Here is a 23,797-nt window from a genome sequence, read left to right as displayed (position 1 = left end):
GATCGCCTGCATGGTCGATGATCAGCTGATGCCATCGCCAAAGAACGTCGCTACGCTCTCGGGCAGTCAACGCGGCCCATCCCGACTGCGCAACATAGGCCTTGTCTACCGCAGCACGTGTCTCCTCCACGCCCATATCGGGAAGCTCTGCCAAAACTTCGCCGGTCGACGGATTGACGACCTCGAACGTCTTATTGCCAACCGGTCTGCCGAGTGCCGGCAGGCGGTCCATGGCTCCAAACAGGTGCGGGGATTTCAGACGGCGGATCATCGGCAGGCACAGGGGCAATACCGGATTCCTCCTCAACGCAGCGAACATCCAGGTCGACAGGCCGTCGGTGTGTATTCTGCACCAGCGGGTTCGTCCTAGGGCCTCGGCAAAGCAGCTGGTAGACCAAACATACGACAACAGTTCCGTTAGTTTGAGTGCCCGCGGTTCATCAGTTGATGGATTGAGCAGCCGGATGTTTGCTTCATCCACCCGCTGCCTGCTGGTGGCGTGCGAGTGTATTCTGCAAAAGGCGGCATACATGCTGAGGAGCGCCGTTTCGGCGAGAGGCCCGCCTGGACCGCCAATGCCGCGCAAGGCCCGCGAAACGACTCCGCGGGTCTGCATGATCTGCTTGGCCCACCGGCCTCCATATTCGCTCTTCCCACGAGAAGCCCCAAGGAAGAAGGAAGGCGAGATGAGTTTCTTTACTCATCCTTGCCGCCCAGCGGCGGGCCGACCACCAAAATGGCGGGCTCGGCCGAAAGCAGCTTCTTGGCCGCCGCCTTGACCTGTTTGAGCGTCACCCGACCGATGCTGCGGGCGCGACGCTGGTTGTAGTCGACGTCGGCCTTGTGAATCTGCAAATCCAGGAGCCGGTCTGCAATCGAGCTGGTCGAGCCCAGACGGTCAATGGCATAGGTGCCGATCAGGTGCTTCTTCGCCGCCTTGAGCTCGGCCCCGGTCGGTCCTTGCTGCGCCATCTGCTTTACCACATCTCGCACGATGCTCAGCGTTTGGGCGGCGCAGTCCGAGCGTGTCTCTGTCGTAACCAGAAGCTTGTCAAGGGTCAGTTCAGAGCTGACGTGATAGGCAAGGCCGCGTTTTTCGCGCACCTCCTCGAAAAGGCGGGAAGTCATGCCCGAGCCGCCGAGGATGTCATTCATCAGCACGGTGGCGAAGTGATCCGGCGCGCTACGCTTCACGCCAGGCCAGGCCAATCGCAGCGAAGTCTGCGGCAGGTCGCAGTTCTCCTCCACCAGTTGGCCGAGCTTCGGTACGACATCGGCGACGGGGGCGAGGGTTTGTTGCTCAGGCAAGTCACCAAACAGCTGGTCGAGCCTTTCCCTCAGCGTGTTTGCATCAATGTCACCGACCACGGCAATATGGAGCCCGTCGCGAGCGAAAATCGCCTTGTGGAAGGCGAGGAGGTCGGACGGCGTGATGCCGGCCAGGCTCTCTTTTGTGCCTTCTCCCGGCCTCGAAAAAGGATGCGTGCCATAGATCGCGCGCAGCCATTTGCGCTGAGCGATTGCGTCAGGGTCGCGCTCGCTGCCGACGATGTCGGAGACAATCTCGGCGCGGACGCGATCGATCGGCCCCTGGTCGAAGCGCGGCGCGTTGAGTGCGAGCCGAAGCAGGCCGAACGCGGCGTCCTGCTGTTTGGGAAGCATGCACACCGATCCGCAGATGTAGTGTCTTTGCGCCTCCAAACCCATCTCGGCGCCGGCATCGTCGAGCTTCATCTGGAAGGCATCGCTGTCGTAATTACCGGCGCCTTCGATGAACAGGCCGGCCATCAGATTGGCCATCCCCTCCTTCCCGACCGGGTCCTGCCTGATGCCGCCGTTGAAGGCAAAGCCGATGTTGACGATTTCCACTGTGTGGTCCTCCACCAGCCAGGCGATCATGCCCTTTTCGGACTTCACCTCCTGGATGTTCATCGCAGCATGGGGCTGAGCGCCGAGCGTCATCTCTTCATTCTCCGTCTTGGGCAAGAGATAGCCCGTGGTCGAACGGTCGAACGCGAGATAGCGGGCGGCAACTGCTTTGATTTGCGCGGCGGTAACCCTGCGGATGCGAGACGGCCGTTCCTCGACATCTTTCACGGTGCCGCCGGTGGCCAGCGTCGAGCCGTATATGCAGGCGAGGTCGTCCTGGTCGTCTTCGGCAAAGATCATATCGCGCACAAAGCGCTCCTTGGCCTTGCCCAGTTCCTCGCTGCTGACACCATCCTTGGCAATGCGAGCGACTTCGGCAGCGGCCGCCGCTTCGAGATCGGCCAGCTTGGCATCGCCGCGCGGCGCGCCATAGATGGCGAACCTGGTGTCGTCGAGCATGGTGCCCTGGAAATAGGCGCAGGCGCTGGAAGCGATACCTTGCTGGACAGCGAGCGCCTGGTAGAGCCGGCTGCGGTTACCGCCGCCGAGGATTTCGGACAGCAGGTCGAGCGCTTCGGCCTCGCCCGGCTTGGCGGTATGGTAAGACGGCACCACCCACTGCGTCGAAAAACTGGGCACGCTGACGCGGGCGTCGGAGAGCGTGACGGTGCGCCTGGTGTTCTGCTCGGGCTCAACCGGCCGGATGCGCGGCGGCAGGTCGGGCCCGCGCGCCACCTTGCCATAGGTCTTCTCGGCCAGCACCTTCACCGTCTCCGGCTCGACATCGCCGGCCACGATCAGCACGGAGTTGTTGGGCCAGTAGTATTTTTCATAGAAGGCGGTGGCGTCGACGCGGTTCAGCTGCTCGATCTCCTGCATCCAGCCGATGATCGGGATGCGATAGGGCTGGTTCTGCCACAGCGTCGCGTCGATCTCCTCATGGAGCACGTCCTGCGGGTTGGTGTCGGTGCTTGAGCGGCGCTCCTCGATGACCACGTCGCGCTCGGTCTTGACGACATCGTCGGTGAGGATGAGGTTTCGCATTCGGTCGGCCTCGAAGCTCATCATCAGCTCGAGCGCCGACGGCGCCACTGTCTGATAGAAGGCGGTGTAGTCGGAGGAGGTGAAGGCATTTTGCGAGCCGCCGATCTCGAACACTGCGCGGTCGAATTCGCCGGCCGCATGGTTGGTCGTCGCCTTGAACATCAGATGCTCGAAAAAATGGGCAATGCCGGATTTGCCCGGCGGCTCGTCGGCGCTGCCGATCTTGTACCACACCATGTGGCTGACGATCGGCGCCCGGTGGTTGGGAATGACGACCACCTCCATGCCGTTGTCGAGCACGAAATCCGTCGCCTTGCCGTCCTCCCATGCGACGGGGACCGGAGCCGTCCTCGCGCCGCCCAACTCGGTCGCAACGGACGTCCTGCGAAGCCCGTGAGTGCGGGGCTTGCTTCTGATAGGGAGAGTGGGATTATGGGCTGGGTTCCTGGCAAAGTGATTTGTTCCTCATTTTGAAGGCTCTATGTCTCCCGACGCCTATTGGGAGAAAGTGGATCGGCACGCGACGCCGAGCCAGATGAGCCGTCAGCGTGTTGCCGGGCCTGACGCGGGCCTCATCTTTGGATGCGTCCGGGGAACGTTCGGCAGTATTTTGGTGGGGCCATGGGAAGTCTGCTCGTTATCCATTGGGTGTTTGCGGATACCTGAGCATGCGCCGTGCCAAGTAAGAAAGCCCCGATTTGCAAGGTTTGATCCAACCTTGATACTTGCGATATCCGACATTGTCGGGCATCCGACAGAAAGCGCCTTTCGCCGGCGCGCCGGCTACGGCGCTCGCCTCCTCCGGCGTGACGACGATCCTTTGGCGGGCGCCGCGCACACCGATCTGCCCGCCTATCAGCACCGCGACATCGAAGGACAACGCGATCGTGAATGATGGGTCTTACGCAAACATGCAGCAGTGCCACCGCCATCAGGACTTCATCCGCCCCTCAAAGCCCCGAGCGCGAGGGGACGACGTGTAAGGCAACATGTCATCCTCGACAATGATGCCGCGCATAAAGAGGTAAGGTCCCTCGTCGTACCGGCGAGCCCCTTCGCTGGGTTCGCCGAGGGTCTGGTTTGCGAACGTCGACCGACAGCATCACGCATGGGCGGCCGGATCGATAGACAAGCATTGACCGTGCCACCAGCGCATTGAGGGCAGCGCAGAGTCCAATTGGCCTGTGCCAGCCGGTATGTTGGAGCTTCAAGTGTGGCCAGCCAAGCGGGCTGAGGCCATGGAACTCCTGATATCCTGGACAGTCCAGATTGCAACGCACGACGCCTTTGGTCATCGCCCGAACGTTCATTGACGCTCAGCGAAGCTTGCGTCATCCGGACGATCTGGGAAAAGCTTGGCGGGGCCGGCGCCTTCCCAGGCGCACGGGACGCGCGACGACCCATGTGGACCTTGGATTTCACTCCGCACCTACGCTGCTTTGGCCTTGTCAGCAGCCTGGGCGGCATAGCTGAGTCCCGCCCTTGCTCAATCTGCCAAACCATCTCGCTCACAAGCGATCGGGTGGTTTGTGCCGTCTGAACGCGCATTGTCAACTTGCCGACAGTCTGGGGTTCCGAACCCGACAGTTGATTCAAACCGACAATGGCCCGCCTCAGAAGCAGGCAACCGCGCTTCGTAGCAGGCCGAAGCTAATCGAGGTTCGCGGGTCTCGGTTTGAGTGTGCAGTGTCGCTGCGCGCCTGATCTTTCGGTCTGATGACAAAAACGTCGTCATTTTGGCCGACGATATCGGTCAGGAGCGGGTATTGCGGTCGAGCAGCGACCCAAGCACGTCCACAAGATGTGCCGAGTTTGCAGGGTTGGGTCATTGTTTCTGTCGACGTTTGAGCGACAGCGCACGACGAAACGTCTGGCATACGCCTCGTCTGGCACGCGCCTCGCATGTGTGGCAGGTGCTGCTGGAGATCAGGCGGTCGAGTGGGCCTTGCAATTTTCCGATTTTGCTGCGCCTAAAGTCTCGTGTACAAATCAGGCTGGCGTGAATGGCCTGCCTAAGTTGCGACTTGTTACAAAGGAATGGATATATGGCGACTGGAACGGTGAAGTGGTTCAACAGCACCAAGGGTTTTGGTTTTATTCAGCCCGACAACGGCGGTCAGGATGTCTTTGTCCACATTTCCGCTGTTGAACGAGCGGGCCTGTCGACCCTTAATGAGGGCCAGAAGATAAACTACGAGGTCGAACAGGATCGCCGCACCGGCAAGTCCTCTGCAGGCAGCCTCAGCAAGGCTGGCTAACGCGTGCGGCAAGGATGCGGCATACTCCGAACGCATTGACCGGCTCGAAACCCGGCCGGAGCATGCAACCAGGTAATGCCGCGGCAGCGATTGCTGGAGCCGTCGCGAATTCCTCTGGAATGAGGCTCTTGGACGGGAAAGGCGGGGCTCGTCCCCGCCTTTTGATTCCGCGCAGATTGGGCCTACGGCTGCCGCGCGTCCCGAACGACTGTTGATACGGATTTAGGCTGCGACCTTTTTGCGGGTCCGTTTCGCCGGCGCCGGCACCGGGGCTTCCGGCTCTTTCGGTTTGCGGCCGAGTCCGATGGTCTTGGCCAAGGCGGAGCGCGTAGCGGCGTAATTCGGCGCCACCATCGGATAATCCGACGGCAGACCCCATTTGGCGCGATATTCGTCCGGGGTCAGACCATAGTGCGTCGACAGATGGCGCTTTAGCGATTTGAATTTCTTGCCGTCTTCAAGGCTAATGATGTAGTCCGGTTCGATCGACTTTTTGATCGGGACAGCAGGTTTTTTCACAGGCACAGGCTCTTCTGCCGGTATTAGTCCGGCCGTGCCTTTTAGAGCCCCGTGCACTTGGGCGATCAGGGCAGGAAGCTCCCCCGCCGGGACGGGGTTGTTGGAGACGTAGGCTGATACAACATCGGCAGTGAGCTCGATGAGGATGTCGGTGTTGTGGGCTTCTTCTGTCATAAACTTCTCCGGGCAGCTTGAAACACAGTCGGGCGAAGTGTCGCTACATAGTGGCGGTTGACGCTGAAAGCAAATGGATCGACGGGTGCGCTGCTCCCCACCATTGAAGTCTCGGGGAAGTATCCCGTCATCGTCCATCGGCCTAGAGGCAGCGTATTGCATTATGGGAGCGGTCGCGCCTGCCCCAAGTTAGAGGCAGGCATTCGCGCGTGAATTAATCAAATCCATCCTGAGCGTATCTCGCGTGGCAACCACGAAGGCGCTCTGGCAACGAAGCGAGGCGGATGGCCTTGCGGGTGGCCGAGAGATGTCATCCGGCTCTCCTGCCGACCTCTGCCGGCCAGATCTGGAGCAACAGCTTTGCGCAGATATGGCTCTCTTCAGAGGCCATCTATGATGGGAGCCGAGCGCGTCTCGAGCCGGGGAATAGGCTGCACATGCGCTGTGCCCACCTATTGCGATCGTGCTAACCTTGGCTGTTCGGACTTGCCGTTAAGGCAAGCGACAGATTGAAGTTATGCTGCACCATCTGATTCCCTGGCTCGGTTTCGAGAGCTCGCCGATACAGGGCCTGTGCCGCGTCATGCCGCCCCTCAATGTCCAAGATCACGCCCTTCGCATTCAATGCACGTACGTTTGCTGGGGCTGCAACCAAGACGCTGTCGAGCACCTCAACCGCTTCGTGCGGGCGCTTCTGGGCCACCAAGGCTTTTGTAAGCCGTATCGCCGCATCAACATTGTCCGGGTGCTGCTTCACCTCATCCCGCAAAGCCCGCTCTTGAACATCCTGACCAACTTCGCGCAAAATGCGTTCGCGCATAGCCGGATCGATTTGATCGGCGCTGAGCAACTCTGGGGAAGATGTCTCCTGCACGGAAAGAGCGGGCTTTTGCCAGCTGGCGCAACCGCCCAAAGGCAGAATGGCGAGTACGGCAAAAAGAAGTGAGCTCCGGCGCAGAAACATAGGCGATGGAGAAACTGTATTTCTAACAAATTTCATATTATCTCTCGGTTATCAGGGAGGCGGGTCGCGTTCAGTTAGGAAAGGTGGAACTACTCTAACAATCCGCTGTTCGATCCGTGCGGGAGTTTGACGGATCCTGCCGGGCGAATTGTAAAGTCGGAGGCGAGGTCTTGATAAGACAGCACGGCGAGATCGATCCCGTTTCGCGTCAGAAAGCCGCGGACGAAACGTCGGACATCCATTGACGTCAACAGAATAGGGCGGGTTTGACCCGGTTCTGTGTTCGAAAGGACCTGACGTATCTGTGATAGCATCGCTTCGCTTTGCCGATCCTCCAGTGCGAGATAGGGGCCTGCATCCGAATCTCGAACCGCGCCACGCATCACATCCTCGCTCTCGCGTTCGACGACCAGGGCGGACACGATGCCCTCGGTGTTGGCATAGCGGTGGCAGATCTGTCGCTTCAAACCAGAACGGACATATTCCGTCAGCAGGGCAACGTTTTGCTCACGCTCGCTCCATTCGGCCAATGCCTCCAACACGAGACGGGTGTGGCGGATTGGGATACCTTCCTCCAGGAGGCGGCGCAGAACATCGGCAATCCGAGGAATCGGCGTCGTGCGCAGCACCTCTTTCACAAGATCAGAATATTCCTGCTCCATTCGGCCCAGGAAATGTCGGGTCTCTTGGATGCCCACCAATCGCGGTGCGTAGCGGGTCAACGTTGCATGGACGCGCAAGGCGAGGAGTTCGCCGGGAGCCCAATGCTCCGTGCCGGCGCCCGTAAGGGCCTGTGCAGGGGTATGTTCGACCGGGAGTCTGTCCGTTTTCGGCTCACGCCTAAGGGGGATACCGCTCGAGTCGACGTGCGCTACATCGGCTCGGAGCGTCATCTGGCTTGGATCTATCGCGTCCTGTTCGACTGGCACGCCCTCGACATCTATCCGGAATTGCGATGTAGGCAGCTGCTCGTCAACCAAGACAGGGATGCGGGGAACGATAATGCCCAGATCGGCTGTGACCAGGAGCGAAACGCGCCCAATATGTTTTTGCAATTCGGCTTGATCGATCGCCTGCATAAGATTTGGCGCTAAAAAAAATGCGATCGGGAATTCCTTCGCAGGCGCGGCTTGCTTAGGCTCCGCTGCAGTTCCATCTTTCGCATCGGCAGTGCCGGCGCCCAGCACATCAGCCTTGACAATGCTTACCGCAGCGAACACTGCGGCCAGCATCAGAAAGACGGGGAGGGGAAACCCAGGAACGAACCCCATCACGACCAGGACGCCGGCCGCCAGCCGCAAGGCTCGAGTACTGGCCGTGAGCTGACTGACCATTTCGGTACCGAGGTTGATCCTCGCCGTCCCAGTCACACGGGTGACGATGGTCGCCGCAGTAATGGAGAGCAGAAGGGCCGGAATCTGCGATATCAATGCATCGCCTATCGTCAGCAGAGTATAGTGATGCAGCACCTCGCCGAAGGACATGCCCTTGGAGAGCAGACCGATCGAAATTCCACCCAGCATGTTGATGCAGATAACCACCAGCCCGGCGATGGAATCGCCCTTCACAAATTTCATCGCGCCGTCCATCGCGCCATATAGTTGGCTTTCCTTCTCCAATTCGGCGCGCCGCCGGCGGGATTCGTTGGCATCGATGTGGCCGTTGCGTAGCTCTGCGTCGACCGCCATTTGCTTGCCCGGCAGAGCATCCAGCGTGAAACGCGCCGCCACTTCTGCCACCCGTTCGGCACCCTTCGCGAGGACCATGAATTGCACCATGGTGACGACCAGAAATATGACGAAACCCACCACGATATTGCCTGAGATGACGAAATCGCCAAAGGTATGAATAATGCTGCCGGCCTCCCCCTCGGCCAGGATCAGTCGCGTCGTTGCGACCGTCAGCGCGAGACGGAATACAGTGGAAATCAAAATAACGCCGGGCAAAGAGGAAAAATCAAGTGGAGTACTGACATACAGGGCAACCATCATCAGCAGTATGGCCAACCCCATATTGAATCCTATCAGTGCGTCGACCACCACGACCGGGATAGGCATGACCATCATCGCGACAGCCAGAAGCAGCATCAACGCAACCATTAAATCCGGGCTGGCCGGCGCACGCTTGATGAAGTCACGCAGGACGTTGGCCATCGAGACACCTTTGCAATCGGTTGAGACTTACTCTGCTGTTACGCCCTGAAACGTAGCTTTCGAACTCCGAAGGCGCCTCGGCCTTGGCCAGCGCGTGACCCTGCATGAGAGCCACAAACAGGCGCGAAATGGCTGGGCAGCAAATGTTTCCAACGCAGCCAGCTTGTCAGCACCGAGCGCCACAGGATGTTTGGCTGGCCATAGAGTGCTGCTTGATGGGGCCTGCGAGCTTTCAATATGGGAGAGCAGCAATGCGGCCATTCCTGCTCAGCAGCACACGGCTGTCCTCAATACGATCGACTACCCATCCATCAGCTAAAATGGCCCCGACAAAATACTTCTCGCTGTCGATGACAAGATACGGTTGGGCCCCATGCCACACAGCTTCGACCGCGATTGCGGATGGCGCCTTCTCCTCTTTGATGAGCACTCCGTTCACCAGTGTTAGAGTACCCTTGGTGCGACGATCGAACGATTGCTGAAGCTTCTGCCAGCTGATGACCGATTCAGACGTGACGGTGCCCTCGGCGGTCACAACACCCTTTGCGGAGCCAATCTTGACGTCGAGAAGACCCGCTCGATCGACTTCCTCCTGCAGCTCTTTGGCCGCTGCCCCCGTAAGTTCATTGTCAGCGCGGTGACTGATCGTTCTGGACGCGACTTCAGCCCGAAGTGAATTGGGGCTCGATCCACTTGCATTGCCAAGATAGGAGAACATGCCCGAAAGCGCGCCGATCCCGAGTGAGCTGATTATGACCATGGCGAGCACACCGATCGGTAGGCGCGGTATGCCGGTCGAACCAGGCGGCTCTGCATCCTGCACGGACCAAGCAATGGACATCTCGCCTACGAGCAGGACGGCAGGAAGGGGCACAACAACGGACTGGCCTGCGGCGATATTCCGGTTGCCCTCGATACTGAGTCCGGGTGCAAGCGCCTCGAGTTCGATCGACTTGCCAAGAAGAGTTACACGAAGATGATGCGGTGCCAGTCCTTGCTCGACAAAGACCAAATCGGCATCGAAGCCGCTGCCGATTAAACACGTTTGAAGATCCGTCTTGCCGGTCAGTCCGCAATAGAGCCCCGAAAGCACTTCGAAACGGAGGGAAACGGCGTCATCCACAGAGCATCTCTCAAACAGGATAGAAGCCGCACGGCAATTGCCATGCGGCTCATTTCGGGACTACGTCGCGTCAATAAGGAGACGCGCTAGGGGCAGTCTAAAAGCCGCTTCCGACATTACGAAACGCGTTCGTCGGCGGCCTTCTTGATGGTCTGGAGATTGGTCGTTAGAGTGCGCAACTGGACACTCCTTTTCGTCGCCTCCAAGCTAACATTGGTTAGTTCTTGCACTTGCGCCTGAAAAGCAGTAGCATCAGCTCCGCTTGTATTGCCGGGAGTGCCACTGTTAGTTTTATCGGTATTGCCGGCGCTACTGGTATTGGTATTGCCTGATTTCTTATTATTATCAACTGCAGCCATGATCATTCCTTTTTCTGTTGGAGTTGTGCCGTCAATAACGGCCTGTATGACCTCACGCCGGATTTTCCCGCGTCAGGCATCTTCTGTGTCATCCAAAGCTTCATCGGCCTCAGCCATCGCATCGTTCGCGAATTGGAACGCGAACGATCGCAGGATACTTTGGAAGGCTTCACTTTGTGCTGCAGACTGTGAGTTGTCTTGAAGTTGATCATTTGAAACGGTCCGGTTATCCGCCCGATCGTTCCCGCCAGCTGGCTTGCCATCATTCCCACCAGCTGGCTTGCCATCATTGCCACCAGCCGGCTTGCCATCACCAGAATGCTCGGATTTCGAATCCCCATGGCCCTTTCGGATCAAGGAAGTCCCGAGGTTGCCAACTCCACTCCCAATTGCTGCTATCATCAGGTACTCCGGCATTTGCCATTGGCGGCGACGTGTTAAAGGTTAACCTCGATCAAGCTAAGGGCGGGAGCTTTCGAGAACCTGACGGCTTTTGACAAAAACCGGCCAGCGCAAAAACGTATGCTCTGCAGGATGTTGCTCTCGCATCGAACAGTCGACCACGATCTCGGCTGTTCGGCCAATCCCGCCGTCCACGCATGCCGCGACCGAATGGCAGCCGCAGCAGCTCGTTTGCATCCTCGATGCTGTGGTGTCGAACAGGAGACACGGTCCACGTGCTGCATGACCGCAATGACCGTATTCTTGCTGGCTCCACGGGCGCACGCAACGAGCAGGAACTCGGTCTTTGCATCACCATTCTCTCGCCTGCACATCACGGCCCGGCGCGGTGAGCTCATTGGCTTCGAGAAGGTCGGCGAGTACGAACATGGGATGGTCTGCCGGCTTTGGGAGGCCGGTGCGGATCCTCTTCTCACCATATCGAAAGCTTGAAGCGGTCGGATTTTCTTGCCCTGTTCGTGAGAACTCCCATCGTCAGCTAATCGTCAGCCAAGCGGTCTATCTAGGCCGGCCGTGCCTGACCTTCGGATCCAAAGGTCCCGTCTCGACACTTTTTGTAACTATAGATCGAGGTTTCCCGCGCGATACGCAACGCACACGCTTCTCTGAAGCAAATGTGTGACTTTGTCGGTGGCGAACGAGAGGAGTGACGCCTCAATAAAATCGTCAGGCACGTGTCTAGGAAGGGGAGCTAGCCGAGTTGGTCTGATTTCATTCGCTGTTCCTGGAAATCGGCGGACTGAAGCGCTGATAATCTCAGGACATCGATGGCAACGTTGCGAAAGTCCTGTGAGCTCGGGCCAATCTTGGCCTGCTACTGAGAAGCACTTTGGCGGGAACATTACGCCGTCGCGGGTCTGGCTGACCGTGACGTTAACCGAAAGATGCCGCTGGTCTCGTCAGCCGCCAGCACAATAGCAGCACATTCTCGCCTACTACGGAGACGCAATATGAAGGGCATTGGCCGACCACGGAAATCGCAGGCTGAAACTGGAGCCAGCCGCGCGGGGCGGGCGAGCAGTTCCCTTTCGCAATCAAGTCTTGCTGCGGGAGAAGGTGGACAGTCATTCGATTCCGTTGTGGAGCAGATGCGCTCTGGGGACGCCGATAGGAGGCCCTCCTCCCTTCCAGTTGCGCGCGGTCCAGGCGATGCCCGCGAAAGTCTGCCAGGCGCCTCGATTGGCGAAGATCAAATCCTGAACGCACCGCCACGTGGAGCCGCTGCGCCACCACGCGGAACCGTAGCGCCACGTGGCGCAGCCGCAAGGCGGCGCGGTTCTCCCTCCATGTCTGAGGGCGAAGCCATGGCGCCGGTCGGTAGCCAACTATCAACCGCGCAGGTGGAAGGCACCAGCTCATCGTCAAATGAAGATATCAGTCCGACACAGCTCAGAATGAACAGTCTTGTTCAACAACTGACTGATTGCGAGGCTGCGGCCAGGAAAACCGACGTCCCCGAGGAGGCGGTGGAGCTGATCAGTCGGGTCGTCGATGCAGCCTCAGCAATTCTGGAGTACCGCGCTAGCCTGCCTGCGGCTGAGGCGCAGACAATTATGCCAGACGACAAGGTGCGTAGATGTTGCCAGATCGTGTGCGACGCCGCGAATGAAGTAGACAAACTTGGCCTGTCGACGATCACGAAATTGGACAAAAAGACCAAGAAAGCGGCAGGTATGGTCGATAAACTCTACTCCTACTCCCAGGCGGACCGGCAGGAGCTGTTGATTTTAAATGTGGAGAACCACCATACGGCGGCAATTAAGTGGTGGGAAAAAAAGGCATGGCGCTCCGAACGGCAGCGATCCGCCTGCGCTGCCACCGCTAGCCTATCCAGTGGAACGCCCGTGATGCGGGAAGCCGAGCGGTGCGCACTGCGGCTGCGTGCCGGCTCGGTACTGAGTGTCAGGATCTGGCTGGTCCGTGAGCGGATCGGTCTTGCGCGGGCCAAGATTGAACTGCGGGCGAGCAGGTTCGAGCCAGATTTGAAGGAACTCCTCGTCGGTCGAAATGGAGTGGTGCAGCTGATGGCAAGCGCCGTTCAAGAAGCTCTTCGCGCCCTCTCTTTGGCGAAGGGCATAATGGATGATGGCAAAGCACTCAACGCTCATGATTGCGCGGTTGTAGAAAAAATCATGGAGCGGCTTTCGGATTTTGGATTGGCGTTGCACGAGGTGCATACCAAGCTAAGCCATACCTACCCAGATGCCGGCCTCCCATTGAAACTGTTCGAACGGATCGTGGACGATGCATGGATCACTGCGCACGATGCCATGCACTTGTTGAACCTGCAGTCTCCGCCGTCAGCCATCATGGCGCCACAGGCCCAGGCGGGCGCTGCGATGCCGGCCAGGGCAGGCGCTGCGATACCGGCTGACACTGCTGGTACGGCTGCAGTGTCAGAAGGCACTACAGCGCGAAGGAAAGGGAAGTCAAAGCATAAGTCGGCAGCTCGCGCCGGGACTTCTGCCGCCGGGCAGCCATCAACACCAGTCGCTGCGAACGCCGGCACAGTGCCAGCAGCCAAGGTTCTCGCGCGCTCGGATCAAGTTGCGAGTACACAGGTGAGAGCGCAAGAGGTGGCTGCGAGTTCGTCGGGGGCAGGCTCGACAATCGGGGGCGCCGCGTTGTCAATGGAGGTATTGACGGAGCGGCTCAAACGATTGGACGAACTTTTGCAGTTCGATCTGGCCGGTCAGCAAAGCGTCGTCTCCCAAGTGCGCCAGATGAAGCCTGAGGAGGCCGGTAAGGTCGTGGACGATGTGGCCCAGTACCTGCGAGCCCAGGCCATTGAGATGCAAACCTGTCTCGCCGGGTTGCAGGGGCGTAATGTACGCCTGCTACTCACCTCCACCCAGCTACCCAAAGTGCACGAACGCACAGACCAGCTCAAAGGGTTGCTGAACATGGTGCTGGGACAGGCCAACGCATTGAATGAAGGAAAAGCCGGCATTACGACTGATTGCATGAAGACCTACGCATTTCCGGCGCAAAAATACCTGGAACATTTGTGCAATGCCGACGAATTGATGCCGCCGGAGGCACCGGTCGCGCTGCGTGGCGAGCCAGGAAAGCTGTTTGAGATGAAGCTGCAGCCCAAGATGCTGGTCAATGGTGCGATGCCGAGCCCGATGTGGGTGCACATCCACACGAGTCGCCCCGTCATGGCCAGAAACTTGGAAGGGCTGGCTGATTCCGAATTCACCGCTTGCCACGTTAAATCCAACGAACAGCGCGGCTACAATCGAGAGCGAGAGGAAGCCGATGCTAGGTCCGGTCGCGAGAAGGTCATAATTCATCGCGGCAAACTCACCCCCGCTTTCTGTAAGTCCTTGTTGACCTCGGGGCTTGGCCGCCAACCACGCCATTCGCGTGCCGAGCTCCCGTCGGCGCAGGCTGCATGACAGGGCACGTACTTTGGGGTCTAGGGCAGAATGCGGCCGGCCACGCTGTGAGTCAGCGAGCATTTCTCCTGGCCAAACCGCGAATGCCGCTGCGCGAGTTGCGGTCCGGCGATTGGAGTCGATCGGCTACCGTCAGGGCCGATTTGCGATGTCGCGTTACCTGCTGTTGACGTGGCGGCGTATCTTGCCTCCCATCCAACTTATCGCCGAGATCGCGCCGCCAAGATCGAGGCGGAAGGTCTTCCTGCGAGCGCGGAGCAGGCATAGCCGATCCGATCGGGATCGGCGCATCGCAACGACCCAACGGTGTGGTGGAGAAAATTGGATTCGGGAGAGCTCGTATCCAAGAGGCGGAGTTCCGGCCCGAATACAATCCGCTCGCAAGCACCCACGATGCGCATCCGCAGTTTATTGTCTGGGAGATGGGCTGGATCGCTCGGCGGCGCTGGCGCTAAGGCGGGGCTGTCGCCGGACAATTAGCATTCACTGCCAACAGCCTTGCAACCGTCACCAGTTGCAAGGCTCGGCGGCGGGTCGACAAATCACATGAAATCGTCGTCAGACCCGCTATCGCTGCTGTCGCTGTCCTCGGTTTTGTGGAGATAGAGTGGAGGTTTGCCTGCACGCTGCCACTCACCGGCACTGTTCTTCGTCCATTTGTCGGGATGCTGCGTAGGGTCAAGCACCAGGTCGCCATGATCCACTTCAACAAACCCCATCGTCTGCGCGCGCGCTTGTGCTTCCGGATTAGCCGCACGCCAATTCAGCAACGGTCGGTCGCCGTCTATCCGAAGTTGATGCTCCAGCAGAATATCGCCCGCATTTTCGACGAGCGGATGGGCGACTTGAAGATCCACTATGGAAGTGACCTCAGTTCGACCAGGAAATTGTTCCCGCCAACTTTCCGATTCGAACTCGTTCATGCTGAATCCGCCTTCCATTCTCAGCAGTCCGGCACTCCGGTCTCCCAATTGGTAACTGAAATATCGCGCGTGCTCCGTATCTCGACGGATGCCATATTGCTGAGCAACGTCCGCGGTGCGCCTGGCTCGTGACGATACGAACTCCGAATACTCTTGAGGATTGTCGGCGATGTGCGTGATTTCATCACCATGAAATTGCCTCACCTGTCTCCTGAAGGAAGTCCTGTTGATCTCCACCACAGGAGGTCGGGAATTGAGGGAGTATGCTTGGGGAGCCGCCGATGATGAGGCGCCGCTACCTTCCGATCCGGATAAGTGCATTCGGGCAAATGTGTCCGCGAACCCTTCGCTTCCTGCATCCGATTGCTCGCCGGCATTATGCGCGCGGTAACTATCGGATGAGCCAATTCGACCATACATGACGATTCGTACTCCTATGTTTCGCAACCGAGCTCAAGTTAGCACGGCTGTTCAACATAGGGCGCTTAGTTGACGACTAGCTGACGAGGGCATTCCAACGGCTGCACCAATCAAATCCGCACTGCCGGCCTCAAAACCTCGGACTGCGCCACGCACCGGCCAGCAGAGGCTGAAAGGTCATGCCCGGAGGACTTGCCGTAGTTGCTGGGTGGCAGATCCGAGGGGAGTGATTGCCCCAGGCCCGCGGTTGCGCGGTTGGCCTGACAGAGACACTGGGGCACGGATGGCCAGCCGACATTTGCCACTAGCATGGAACCAGGTCAGTTTTGAACTGGGCAGTCGTGGACTTCCAATGACTAGGCCAAGCCTGCGGCAAAGAATGCTTTCGCGACAGGCTGGAAATATTGCATAGGAACCGCGTGGCCGAGTTTTGTAGTGCTTATCAGCTGACGCGCTAAGACATGGTCATGGACGATCGTCAGGCGTAGTGCCCGCGCCTCACTCAACACATGTGAAACGCGCTCACCTTCGGCACGGCAAACTAAGAACGGCACCCCGGTTTCACCGCGAACGTAACGCAGACCGATCAGGACCGCCCTTCCTGTTAAGACCAGCGTGGCGCGATGCACGCCAAGCGCAGGCTCGTCGGCCGCCTCCTCGCGGATGCGACGCTGTTCACCTTTCAACTCTGGCGCTCCTTGCTGATCCTTCGACTCGCGCGTCACTTCGGTATTGGTCATGCGCATTTCGCGCAGATACAACGCGCGCTGGAGCAGGAGATCGATCAGTCCGCCGACCAGCAGTGCGCCGGCGCCAATTCCCATCAGCAATTTTGTCTCCATAAAGATGAGGCCAACACAGCCCATGCCGCAGATCGGCAGAGGGACCATTGTCTTCCACATCCCGAGAAGGACAATGGAAAAGGTTGCGCTGAGAACCAATACCTTGAACATGGTCTTGCAGACTTCGACCATGGAACGAGCAGACCCCAAGCGCTTCAGCCCTTCAAAGGGGTCAATTTTCTTAAAGCTGAGCTTCATCGGCTCCAGAGAGAAGACAAATCCACCATTGGCTAGCAGGCTGGCCAAAATCACCGCGGCGACGAGGGTTCCAAGCAGCGGGCCAACAGCCGCGACGGTGAGTTGGACGAGCACAACCAATGCCTGCGGCACCGCGGTATCGAAAGGTAGGCTCTGCAACTTGGTGGCTAATAGGAGCGCTTCCCGGCATTTGTCCTCGATCACGCTGCCTCTTAGCCAAAGGTAGCCGAGCCCAGCGCAAGTCCCGACCGCGCGGACGAAATCGGAGCTACGTGGCAGCTGTCCTTTTTTGCGCGCTTCACTTAACTTCTTCGGGCTGGCGGCGTGTGTCTTCTCTTCACTTGTGTCGCTCATGGCAGCAATTTGTCGAACCACTCCAGCGCGCCGTTGGCTTGTGTGACCTCCAGTTTCATGCTCTCCACCAGATAGGCAGCGTAGGTGACCATGAGAACTGGAAAGACAATGTTCTTGATTGCCGGAGACAGTTGGCTCGCCTTAAATTGCGGGGCAAAGCGACGCAGCAGCATCATCGATATATCAATCAGTATCAGGAAGAACACGACAGGCCCCGATACCAATAATGCCGTGCGCATTATGCGGTCGAGAAGCCCCAACAACTCCATTGCTCCTGGCCCGCTCAGTGTCGGGTGAAACTGATACACCGGCCAGATCAAGTAGCTGCGGTACAGGACACTGATCAAAGTTTCCAGGCCTCCTGATCCGACGAATATGGCAATCGCAGTGATCCCCAGAAAAACGCCCATCGCGGAAGCCTGACTGTTCGTCGCGGGATCGGCCGAAGCGGTCGGGCTGCTGATGCCGCGTTGGTTGTCGATAAGCTCCCCGGCAGCCTGAAGGCCCCAAAGCGGAATGCCAAGAAAAGTGCCAAGGAGTACACCGACAAAAACTTCCTTGAATCCGAGCAGGGTTAGCTGGATCAGGCGTGTATCAGAATCCAGCGCCGGCAATCCGCCGCTGACGTGTGCCAGGCATGGTAGTGCGAAGCCAACAGCCAAACAGCCCCGGATCAGCCCACTGATCTGCGAGCGTGTGAATACGGGAAAGATCAGCATGATGCCCATCGCGCGGGCTGCCCCAAGACCTGCCGCAACGACGAGTTCGAGAGCCGTCTGGATCAGAATTTGAATATCGGCCGATGGCGCGTCCATGGGGCGGACTAGTAGCTAAGTGTCATTGCGGGAAACTCGGTGAAGATCTGATCGGCTAGCTCTATGAGCGGGGCGCTTAGCACAGGAGCAAACAGCCCAATCACCGCGACAACGACCAGAAGCTTCACGGTGAGCGGCAAGCTTTCATCCTGGATCTGCGTCGCCGCCTGGAGGATGCCGATGACGAGGCCGACAACCACTGATGCAATGAGCGGCGGTAGAATCCAGATCATGAAAACCACCAGTGATTGGCTCATAAGAGTAATGATGCTGGATTCAGTGATGATCAGCCTCCCGGTAACGTATAACTCAGCACAAGCCCATGCATCAATTTTGACCAACCATCAATGGCAACAAACAAAAAGATCTTGAACGGGACAGATATAACAGTTGGTGAGACCATCGACATACCCATTGCCATCAAGATAGTTGTCACTATCAGATCTATAACAATAAAAGGCAGATAAAGTAGAAATCCTATCTCAAATCCGCGCTTCAATTCTGATAGCAAGAAAGACGGTACAAGTATTGCAAAGTCATCAGGCGTGGCTGCAGCGTGCATTTCCTCTGGCCAGACCTTTTCTGTCGAAGATAGGAAAAATCGCCGCTGCTCTTCATTTGTGAATTTCTTGAGATGCTCGCGCAAGGGCTCACTTCCGGCTTTAGCGGCGCTTACCCAGTCGTCGAATGTCTGATAGTGGAGCTTGGGATCCGACATGCGGTCATAGGTCTGCTCAGCAACGGGCGCACTAACGAACATAGTGAGGATCATCGCCGCGGCGTACAGCACCACATTGGGTGGTATGGTCTGGGTCCCGAGCGCATTGCGGACGAGGAAAAGAACAATTGATACCTTTACAAAGGCCGTTGTCGTGGCAACTGCTAAAACCAGCAGACCGAGTCCGGCGGTAACCGCAAGAAGCGCCAGGATTGTCGGCTGAGCTTCACTCATTGCATGCAAACCCGCCACGGAGCCTGATGCCCAGCTCTTCTCCGATGCGGACAATGTCGCCACGCCCGATACGCTGACCATTGGCCACTATGTCGACCGGGCCGTCGATCGGCCATCCAAGTTCAAAAATATGCCCTTCGCCGGCACTTCTTAATTCCCCAAGAGAAATAGGCCAGCGGCCGCATTCAAAGACAAGCACGATCTCGACATCGTCGAGATCCTTAGTAAGCTCCAGTTGCGATCCGGGTTGTGTCATATGCGCATTCTCCAAAGGACACGGTCGCGGGCGGAAAGGCCCCCGCAAGATTAATTCATCGCCGTCAAGATCCGCCCCGGCGCACAACTGGCCGACAGCTAGGGTGATCTGGCCGCGGCCGAACGGCGCAATATCGGGCAACAATGCATCACCGACACATGCGCTTCGAAGAAGCGCCGCAGGAAGGCGAAGCGTGCCGACCTCTCCTGCAACAATGAGCGGGAGCTCTGGAGGCAGCCCGCCCAGCTGCCGCGGCAACTGGGCAAGCAGTTCGCCTAGCGCGCGAAACGCAGGCGGTACTAAGCCGTCAAGAGGCGTGAACAGGAATAGACGGCCCTTGCCCTTGACCGCGCCGAAAATGATGTCGAGTTCAAGATGAGGAGCCAGCATCGTGGCTTCGCATACGCGCACGAGTTGCACGTTCAGACGCGTCGTCTCCTCCAGTCGAGTGACAAGCGGCTCAAGAGCGAGTTCGAGAATAAGCGAAGCAGTTGGCTCGGAAGGGAAGGCCAAGCCGTTCTGCACTGTCGTGATGAACTCCTCTACGAGCGGGCGCGACAGCGACAAGATGACCGTTTCGGCTCCCACTCTCCAGACGCAGTCAAGCATCGGAATGGCAGCAGGTTCCTGCTGCCAGACAAGCCCTGCCGTTCGCACCGATAGCGGCACCTCGTTGATCCGGCTTTGAAACGGCGTGCGGGGCGCTGCTGTATCATTGAGCCACGAGACAACCGTGCGGGACAGTTTCAGAACTGGTTCGAACATGGCGGGTGTGACCGCAGCGGCTATCAAAGACTGCACGGTCGTGTCATTCGGACGACCTCTTGCGACTGTCGGATCCGGTTGCGCGGCATTTAGGCAAGCGACCCCCTCGCATATTTCAGCAGTATCTCGTCGTCGGCCTCGATCTCGGCTGCGGCCTCCGAATGAGTCTCGACGGCGCGCCGCACGTCGTCCTCGATTTGTTGCCATTTGTCCCTTGCCGCCGAACATATGACCCATAGCTCCCTCGTCCTGGACGCCGCCATCTCAGCCTCCTCTTGAGCGATTTGGGCATCATCAAGCATCTGCCGTCTGGAAGTGATCTCAGCGGCAAGCTGTTCAGTGTGAAGGCGGTGACGGTCGAGCGCTGCGCTAGACAAGTTGTCGAGTGACATCAGATGCTGATAGAGCGCTGCTTCTGTTCTTGAACAATGTTGCTGTATCATTGCAAGCTCCCTAGCGGCATTTTGTACGGCTGAGGCGGCCACATCGCGCTGGGCTTCCTTCTTGGACAGCTCGCCAAGGGCACGACGCTCTTGCATTTCCTTCAGAAGCCGTAACCTCGAAGACTGAACCCAGTTCACGCGGTCAGACGCGACATCCATGCGACCGTCTCCTCGAAATCTGACGCGTCATCTTCGCTCTGGCGCAGAAACTCCCTCAGTTCGTCGATTGACGCGACGGCCCGGTCAGTCAGGGGATCTCCACCTGGCTTGTATTCGCCAACATTGATCAAGAACTCGGTCTCGGCATAGCGCGATAGGAGCTCGCGGAAAATGGATGCTGCCTTGCGATGTGTCCCCGAAACGACTGCATCCATGACGCGGCTGCGACTCTGCAGCACATCAATAGCGGGGAAATGCGATCGCGCCGCAATAGCGCGTGAGAGGATGACATGGCCATCGAGAATACCACGCGATTCCTCGGCGATTGGATCACCCGTGCCATCACCCTCTACAAGCACCGTATAGAAGGCCGTGATTGAGCCCCGCTCACCCATGCCGGCGCGCTCGAGCAGGCCTGGCAGCATGCCAAAAACGGAAGGAGGAAAGCCCCGTCGCGTCGGCGGCTCACCCGCAGCAAGGCCTATTTCGCGCATAGCGCGGCAGAAGCGCGTCAGCGAATCCAGCATGAGAGCAACGCGTAGGCCCTGATCGCGAAAATATTCCGCGAGCGCAGTCGCCATTGGAGCGCATTGCGCACGCTCCACCGCCGAGCGGTCGGAGGTTTCAACCACGACGACCGTACGGAGAAGGCCCTCTTCACCAAGATTCCTTTCGATGAATTCACGAACTTCCCGTCCACGTTCGCCTATGAGCGCCACTATGACGACGTCAGCGGCGGCACCCTTTACGATCTGTGACAACAGCGTCGACTTGCCACCACCTGGCTCGCCATAAATCCCGATCCGCTGGCCCTCGCCGCACGTCAGCAGACCATCGAGGACACGGACCCCAAGCGGGAATGGCCGCTCAATCATGCGCCTCGTCATCGGATTGGGGGCTCTGCCATGCAGGGGCCGAGTTTCGACGGTCTTGATTTCGCCTTTGCCGTCCAATGGGCGGCAACGACTGTCGATCACGCGACCGAGCAAATCGCCGCCGACGGGCACCTCACGCATTCGGCCAGTGGCCACGACCTCTGCGCGGCTGGATAGGCCCACCAAGTCCCCGATCGGTGTCAGCAATACACCATCACCCGACAGGCCGATCACCTCGGCCTCGAGCGACAGCCCGGTTCGCGGGTCCTCTAGGAGGCAAAGTTCCCCAATACGAGTATCTGGCAAGACGGCATGAACCAGTGTGCCGATAGCCCGCGTGATCCGACCGCGCACCGCACGCGTGTCAATTCGCTTGGCCGCAGCCCTCAAAGACGAGATTGCTGGAACGAGAGCTCGAGTGTCGGCGTCAGCGTTATGTTCTGGGACGGGCTTTCTCATAGCTCGCCTTTTTCACATAGCGTCCCGAAACCAAGGCGCAGCGCGCGCATCTGGGCGTCAAGTCCCAGGTCGACATTGCCGTACTCGCTCCACAGCACGCACCGTTGCGGCGACAACGTCGGGTCGGGCTCGATCCGCACCCTTGGTCGACCATCCTGGCCGTCGCATCGAGCAAACTCTCGTGCAAGCATGTCGACTTGCATGGGAGAAACATGAAGGCAAACTTCGGCGCCGCTGTATTGACACTCTATGGCGTGACGAACAGCCCTCACCAGTAGCTCGCCCGGATCGAAAGCGCCGATAAGATCGCTCAATATTTCCATCACGAGCTGCGGCAATTCCTGCTCCAGAGCCGCCTTTCGTCGCGCGATTTCGGAGATTGTCCCCGCAATCAGCCCTGCCATCTCCTCGGTGCCTGCATTCGAGCCCTCCATGTGGCCGCGCACCCACGCCCGCTGGTAAACGGCGCGTGCCCAGTTTCGAACGCGCTGCCGATGCCGTTCTGCCGCGGCAAGCGCTTGCGCGGCGCTGTGCCAGGTTTCGAGCTCGCTCGCGGGTATCAGTGGTCCGATTGGACGCATCTGCGGCGCTATTGGCCCCTCGGAAAGTTCGGCTGTCATTTCACCGGGGTCTCTGTCTCAAAATGAGCTAGTACAAGTGAAAGCAATTGGCCGGCGGCGGTCCAATGCTCAGGTGCTGGAGTCTCCGCGGCAGTCCCCTCGGGCAACCGAAGAAGCACGCGGTTACGCTCGGTCGCTGAACTGTCCTGGAGCCAAGCCCCAAGACATGCATGTCCATCGTATTCGATTTGCTGAGCGAGTTTTTCTGGGTCCGCGATCAGTCTGTTCTCAACGGCATGCAGCAGGTGTCGGATTCCGAATGCGTGTGCATCCACGCCGATGCGTTTAACAAGGATGGCAAGCTCAGGCTGAGAGACAAACGCGACCAGCGAACGGGCATGCCAGATACTACCAGCAAGAAGGGCAGCTCGATATGGATCGTGCCCGCGTAGAAGGTCCGGCCTGCAGCCGATGTGGTTCAGATCCACGTCATAGTTGCCCAGCAATTCTGCCAGCCTTGGATGCAGTCTGGAACACTTCTGCAACTTCACTAACGTTTCTGCCGATAACGCTGGATCAAGACGCGCCGCTAGACGGGTCGGATGGGCCGAAGCCGCAAGCTCGCTCGCGCCCGGAAAACGCAATTGGTGCGGACCATCAGGTCGGGCGGTCTGTATAGGCATTGGCAATGAGATGTCACCCACGTCCAATTGCAGGCATTCTTTTGCGAATGGCCTCGACAGCAGAAGCATCCCGGCGCCCCTCGACCTTGGAAACGCCGGTTGATTGCTTGCGCCGACGCGTAGCAACGCTGACCAAGAGATAACAGGCCACTGCGAATACGGCTGCGGCAAAACCTGTCACGGTCGCCAGAATTGGCGCAGGAAGAGGTGTTGATGCTTGTGGCAAAACAGCAGTCGGATCGGGCCGTTGCTCGTGTGCGGACCGTTCTACCGGCACCAAAACCACTTCCACCTTATCGTAGGACAAGCCTTCGATGCTGTCGGCTACCAGCATCTTTATCTTTGGCAGCAGAGCCGCGACATTTGTTTTGGCGTCGTGCCTGATAAACACCGCGGCCGAGGATGGCGTGGCGCCGGCTCGCACAAGGTCGTTATGCGGCAGCACGACGTGAACACGTACAGAAAAAACGCCATCGATATCGCTGATCGTCCGCGACAACTCTTCGCTCAGGGCATACACGTAACGGGCACGCTCCTCGGTCGGCGAGGCAATCAGGCCTGATCCTTGGAATATCTCACCGAGGTTCTTGAAGGATTGGCGCGGCAACCCCTTGGCGTTCAGAAGGTTGATTGAGAAGGCGAGCAGCTTTTCGTCAACCTGGATCGTGCTGGTCCCATCCTTGGCGACCACCCGGATCGCGGCGACCCCGTTGTCTTCAAGAAGTGCGAGCATTTCATTTGCCTCACGCTCTTGCAATTGCGTGTAG

The 23,797-nt window shown here is 58.5% G+C and carries 21 protein-coding genes and 2 pseudogenes; 3 read left to right on the top strand and 20 right to left on the bottom strand.

Annotated elements, in window-relative coordinates; genetic code table 11:
- The 4 genes and pseudogenes from EN781_RS35085 to EN781_RS34695 form a co-directional block, all read right to left on the bottom strand.
- A partial coding sequence (locus EN781_RS35085; protein ID WP_245492535.1) for an aldehyde dehydrogenase family protein occupies window positions 1-616 on the bottom strand: 616 nt, incomplete at its 3' end.
- Between the two features lie 80 nt (window positions 617-696).
- Window positions 697-1,875 (bottom strand): annotated as a pseudogene (locus tag EN781_RS03295) (pitrilysin family protein); the annotation flags it as partial.
- 96 nt (window positions 1,876-1,971) lie between these two features.
- Window positions 1,972-3,276 (bottom strand): annotated as a pseudogene (locus EN781_RS03290) (pitrilysin family protein); the annotation flags it as partial.
- A gap of 274 nt (window positions 3,277-3,550) precedes the next feature.
- Window positions 3,551-3,793: a hypothetical protein gene (locus EN781_RS34695; protein ID WP_148670022.1), complete on the bottom strand. Its 243-nt coding sequence runs from the start codon at window positions 3,791-3,793 to the stop codon at window positions 3,551-3,553.
- 1,165 nt (window positions 3,794-4,958) lie between these two features.
- Between EN781_RS34695 and EN781_RS03285 the strand changes: the two genes are divergently transcribed.
- A complete protein-coding gene (locus EN781_RS03285; protein ID WP_008874821.1) occupies window positions 4,959-5,171 on the top strand; it encodes a cold-shock protein in 213 nt (70 codons plus the stop codon).
- A 222-nt stretch (window positions 5,172-5,393) separates the two neighbouring features.
- Here the strand turns inward: EN781_RS03285 and EN781_RS03280 are convergent, their stop codons facing one another.
- From EN781_RS03280 to EN781_RS34120, 6 genes are all read right to left on the bottom strand, one after another.
- Window positions 5,394-5,864 (bottom strand): MucR family transcriptional regulator, encoded by a 471-nt coding sequence (locus EN781_RS03280; RefSeq protein ID WP_029354830.1) that lies wholly within the window; start codon window positions 5,862-5,864, stop codon window positions 5,394-5,396.
- Between the two features lie 466 nt (window positions 5,865-6,330).
- Window positions 6,331-6,864 (bottom strand): tetratricopeptide repeat protein, encoded by a 534-nt coding sequence (locus EN781_RS03275; RefSeq protein WP_101918715.1) that lies wholly within the window; start codon window positions 6,862-6,864, stop codon window positions 6,331-6,333.
- A 53-nt stretch (window positions 6,865-6,917) separates the two neighbouring features.
- Window positions 6,918-8,981 carry a type III secretion system export apparatus subunit SctV gene (gene sctV / locus EN781_RS03270; RefSeq protein ID WP_029354834.1) on the bottom strand — a complete coding sequence of 688 codons (2,064 nt, stop codon included), beginning with the start codon at window positions 8,979-8,981 and terminating at the stop codon, window positions 6,918-6,920.
- 232 nt (window positions 8,982-9,213) lie between these two features.
- On the bottom strand, window positions 9,214-10,104 hold the full coding sequence (locus tag EN781_RS03265; RefSeq protein WP_029354836.1) for an EscD/YscD/HrpQ family type III secretion system periplasmic domain-containing protein: 891 nt from the start codon (window positions 10,102-10,104) through the stop codon (window positions 9,214-9,216).
- Between the two features lie 116 nt (window positions 10,105-10,220).
- Entirely contained in the window at window positions 10,221-10,463 is a 243-nt protein-coding gene (locus EN781_RS35080; protein ID WP_224570034.1) for a nodulation protein NopA, read from the bottom strand.
- Between the two features lie 72 nt (window positions 10,464-10,535).
- Window positions 10,536-10,865 (bottom strand): hypothetical protein, encoded by a 330-nt coding sequence (locus tag EN781_RS34120; RefSeq protein WP_091595908.1) that lies wholly within the window; start codon window positions 10,863-10,865, stop codon window positions 10,536-10,538.
- A 1,364-nt stretch (window positions 10,866-12,229) separates the two neighbouring features.
- Here EN781_RS34120 and EN781_RS03250 point away from each other — a divergent pair.
- Window positions 12,230-14,326 carry a hypothetical protein gene (locus tag EN781_RS03250; RefSeq protein WP_240992514.1) on the top strand — a complete coding sequence of 699 codons (2,097 nt, stop codon included), beginning with the start codon at window positions 12,230-12,232 and terminating at the stop codon, window positions 14,324-14,326.
- A gap of 542 nt (window positions 14,327-14,868) precedes the next feature.
- Here the strand turns inward: EN781_RS03250 and EN781_RS03245 are convergent.
- The 9 genes from EN781_RS03245 to sctL all read right to left on the bottom strand — a co-directional run bounded on the left by EN781_RS03245 (window position 14,869) and on the right by sctL (window position 22,407).
- Window positions 14,869-15,453 (bottom strand): effector protein NopP, encoded by a 585-nt coding sequence (locus EN781_RS03245; protein ID WP_278050856.1) that lies wholly within the window; start codon window positions 15,451-15,453, stop codon window positions 14,869-14,871.
- 572 nt (window positions 15,454-16,025) lie between these two features.
- Window positions 16,026-17,063 carry an EscU/YscU/HrcU family type III secretion system export apparatus switch protein gene (locus EN781_RS03240; protein WP_029354843.1) on the bottom strand — a complete coding sequence of 346 codons (1,038 nt, stop codon included), beginning with the start codon at window positions 17,061-17,063 and terminating at the stop codon, window positions 16,026-16,028.
- Window positions 17,060-17,878 carry a type III secretion system export apparatus subunit SctT gene (sctT, locus tag EN781_RS03235; protein WP_091595845.1) on the bottom strand — a complete coding sequence of 273 codons (819 nt, stop codon included), beginning with the start codon at window positions 17,876-17,878 and terminating at the stop codon, window positions 17,060-17,062. Before sctT ends, EN781_RS03240 begins: the two co-directional genes overlap by 4 nt.
- A gap of 8 nt (window positions 17,879-17,886) precedes the next feature.
- Window positions 17,887-18,162: an EscS/YscS/HrcS family type III secretion system export apparatus protein gene (locus EN781_RS03230; protein WP_024505375.1), complete on the bottom strand. Its 276-nt coding sequence runs from the start codon at window positions 18,160-18,162 to the stop codon at window positions 17,887-17,889.
- A gap of 2 nt (window positions 18,163-18,164) precedes the next feature.
- Window positions 18,165-18,830 carry a type III secretion system export apparatus subunit SctR gene (sctR, locus tag EN781_RS03225; RefSeq protein ID WP_029354851.1) on the bottom strand — a complete coding sequence of 222 codons (666 nt, stop codon included), beginning with the start codon at window positions 18,828-18,830 and terminating at the stop codon, window positions 18,165-18,167.
- The gene (gene sctQ / locus EN781_RS03220; protein ID WP_187331393.1) at window positions 18,823-19,851 is read right to left on the bottom strand and encodes a type III secretion system cytoplasmic ring protein SctQ; all 1,029 of its coding nucleotides are present in this window, start codon (window positions 19,849-19,851) and stop codon (window positions 18,823-18,825) included. Before sctQ ends, sctR begins: the two co-directional genes overlap by 8 nt.
- An 89-nt stretch (window positions 19,852-19,940) precedes the next feature.
- The gene (locus EN781_RS03215; RefSeq protein WP_091595843.1) at window positions 19,941-20,453 is read right to left on the bottom strand and encodes a hypothetical protein; all 513 of its coding nucleotides are present in this window, start codon (window positions 20,451-20,453) and stop codon (window positions 19,941-19,943) included.
- On the bottom strand, window positions 20,429-21,787 hold the full coding sequence (sctN, locus tag EN781_RS03210) for a type III secretion system ATPase SctN (RefSeq protein ID WP_024505372.1): 1,359 nt from the start codon (window positions 21,785-21,787) through the stop codon (window positions 20,429-20,431). The genes EN781_RS03215 and sctN overlap by 25 nt, the downstream gene beginning before the upstream one ends.
- Window positions 21,784-22,407: a type III secretion system stator protein SctL gene (gene sctL / locus EN781_RS03205; RefSeq protein ID WP_127399769.1), complete on the bottom strand. Its 624-nt coding sequence runs from the start codon at window positions 22,405-22,407 to the stop codon at window positions 21,784-21,786. The genes sctN and sctL overlap by 4 nt, the downstream gene beginning before the upstream one ends.
- Before the next feature lie 170 nt (window positions 22,408-22,577).
- On the opposite strand from sctL, the gene EN781_RS35765 reads away from it, so the two are divergent.
- On the top strand, window positions 22,578-22,799 hold the full coding sequence (locus EN781_RS35765) for a hypothetical protein (RefSeq protein WP_029354860.1): 222 nt from the start codon (window positions 22,578-22,580) through the stop codon (window positions 22,797-22,799).
- 244 nt (window positions 22,800-23,043) lie between these two features.
- On the opposite strand, the gene sctJ is transcribed toward EN781_RS35765, so the two are convergent.
- Window positions 23,044-23,797: type III secretion inner membrane ring lipoprotein SctJ (gene sctJ, locus EN781_RS03195; protein WP_127399768.1), on the bottom strand; the 754-nt coding region annotated here is incomplete at its 5' end.

It is taken from the genome of Mesorhizobium sp. M4A.F.Ca.ET.090.04.2.1 (assembly GCF_003999085.1).
GTDB lineage: Bacteria > Pseudomonadota > Alphaproteobacteria > Rhizobiales > Rhizobiaceae > Mesorhizobium.
The sequence above is the reverse complement of the archived record's forward strand: the minus strand, read 5'-3'. Positions and strand labels throughout refer to the sequence as shown.

Bases quoted from the DNA above. Each gene is read 5' to 3' on its own strand.
- EN781_RS03285 (WP_008874821.1), top strand. From the start codon at position 4,959: ATGGCGACTGGAACGGTGAAGTGGTTCAACAGCACCAAGGGTTTTGGT.
- sctR (WP_029354851.1), bottom strand. From the start codon at position 18,830: ATGAGTGAAGCTCAGCCGACAATCCTGGCGCTTCTTGCGGTTACCGCC.
- sctT (WP_091595845.1), bottom strand. From the start codon at position 17,878: ATGGACGCGCCATCGGCCGATATTCAAATTCTGATCCAGACGGCTCTC.
- sctV (WP_029354834.1), bottom strand. From the start codon at position 8,981: ATGGCCAACGTCCTGCGTGACTTCATCAAGCGTGCGCCGGCCAGCCCG.
- EN781_RS03240 (WP_029354843.1), bottom strand. From the start codon at position 17,063: ATGAGCGACACAAGTGAAGAGAAGACACACGCCGCCAGCCCGAAGAAG.
- EN781_RS35080 (WP_224570034.1), bottom strand. From the start codon at position 10,463: ATGGCTGCAGTTGATAATAATAAGAAATCAGGCAATACCAATACCAGT.
- sctN (WP_024505372.1), bottom strand. From the start codon at position 21,787: ATGAGAAAGCCCGTCCCAGAACATAACGCTGACGCCGACACTCGAGCT.
- EN781_RS03280 (WP_029354830.1), bottom strand. From the start codon at position 5,864: ATGACAGAAGAAGCCCACAACACCGACATCCTCATCGAGCTCACTGCC.
- EN781_RS03215 (WP_091595843.1), bottom strand. From the start codon at position 20,453: ATGGATGTCGCGTCTGACCGCGTGAACTGGGTTCAGTCTTCGAGGTTA.
- EN781_RS03250 (WP_240992514.1), top strand. From the start codon at position 12,230: ATGGCGCCGGTCGGTAGCCAACTATCAACCGCGCAGGTGGAAGGCACC.
- EN781_RS35765 (WP_029354860.1), top strand. From the start codon at position 22,578: ATGTCCATCGTATTCGATTTGCTGAGCGAGTTTTTCTGGGTCCGCGAT.
- EN781_RS03275 (WP_101918715.1), bottom strand. From the start codon at position 6,864: ATGAAATTTGTTAGAAATACAGTTTCTCCATCGCCTATGTTTCTGCGC.
- sctQ (WP_187331393.1), bottom strand. From the start codon at position 19,851: ATGTTCGAACCAGTTCTGAAACTGTCCCGCACGGTTGTCTCGTGGCTC.
- EN781_RS34120 (WP_091595908.1), bottom strand. From the start codon at position 10,865: ATGATAGCAGCAATTGGGAGTGGAGTTGGCAACCTCGGGACTTCCTTG.
- sctL (WP_127399769.1), bottom strand. From the start codon at position 22,407: ATGACAGCCGAACTTTCCGAGGGGCCAATAGCGCCGCAGATGCGTCCA.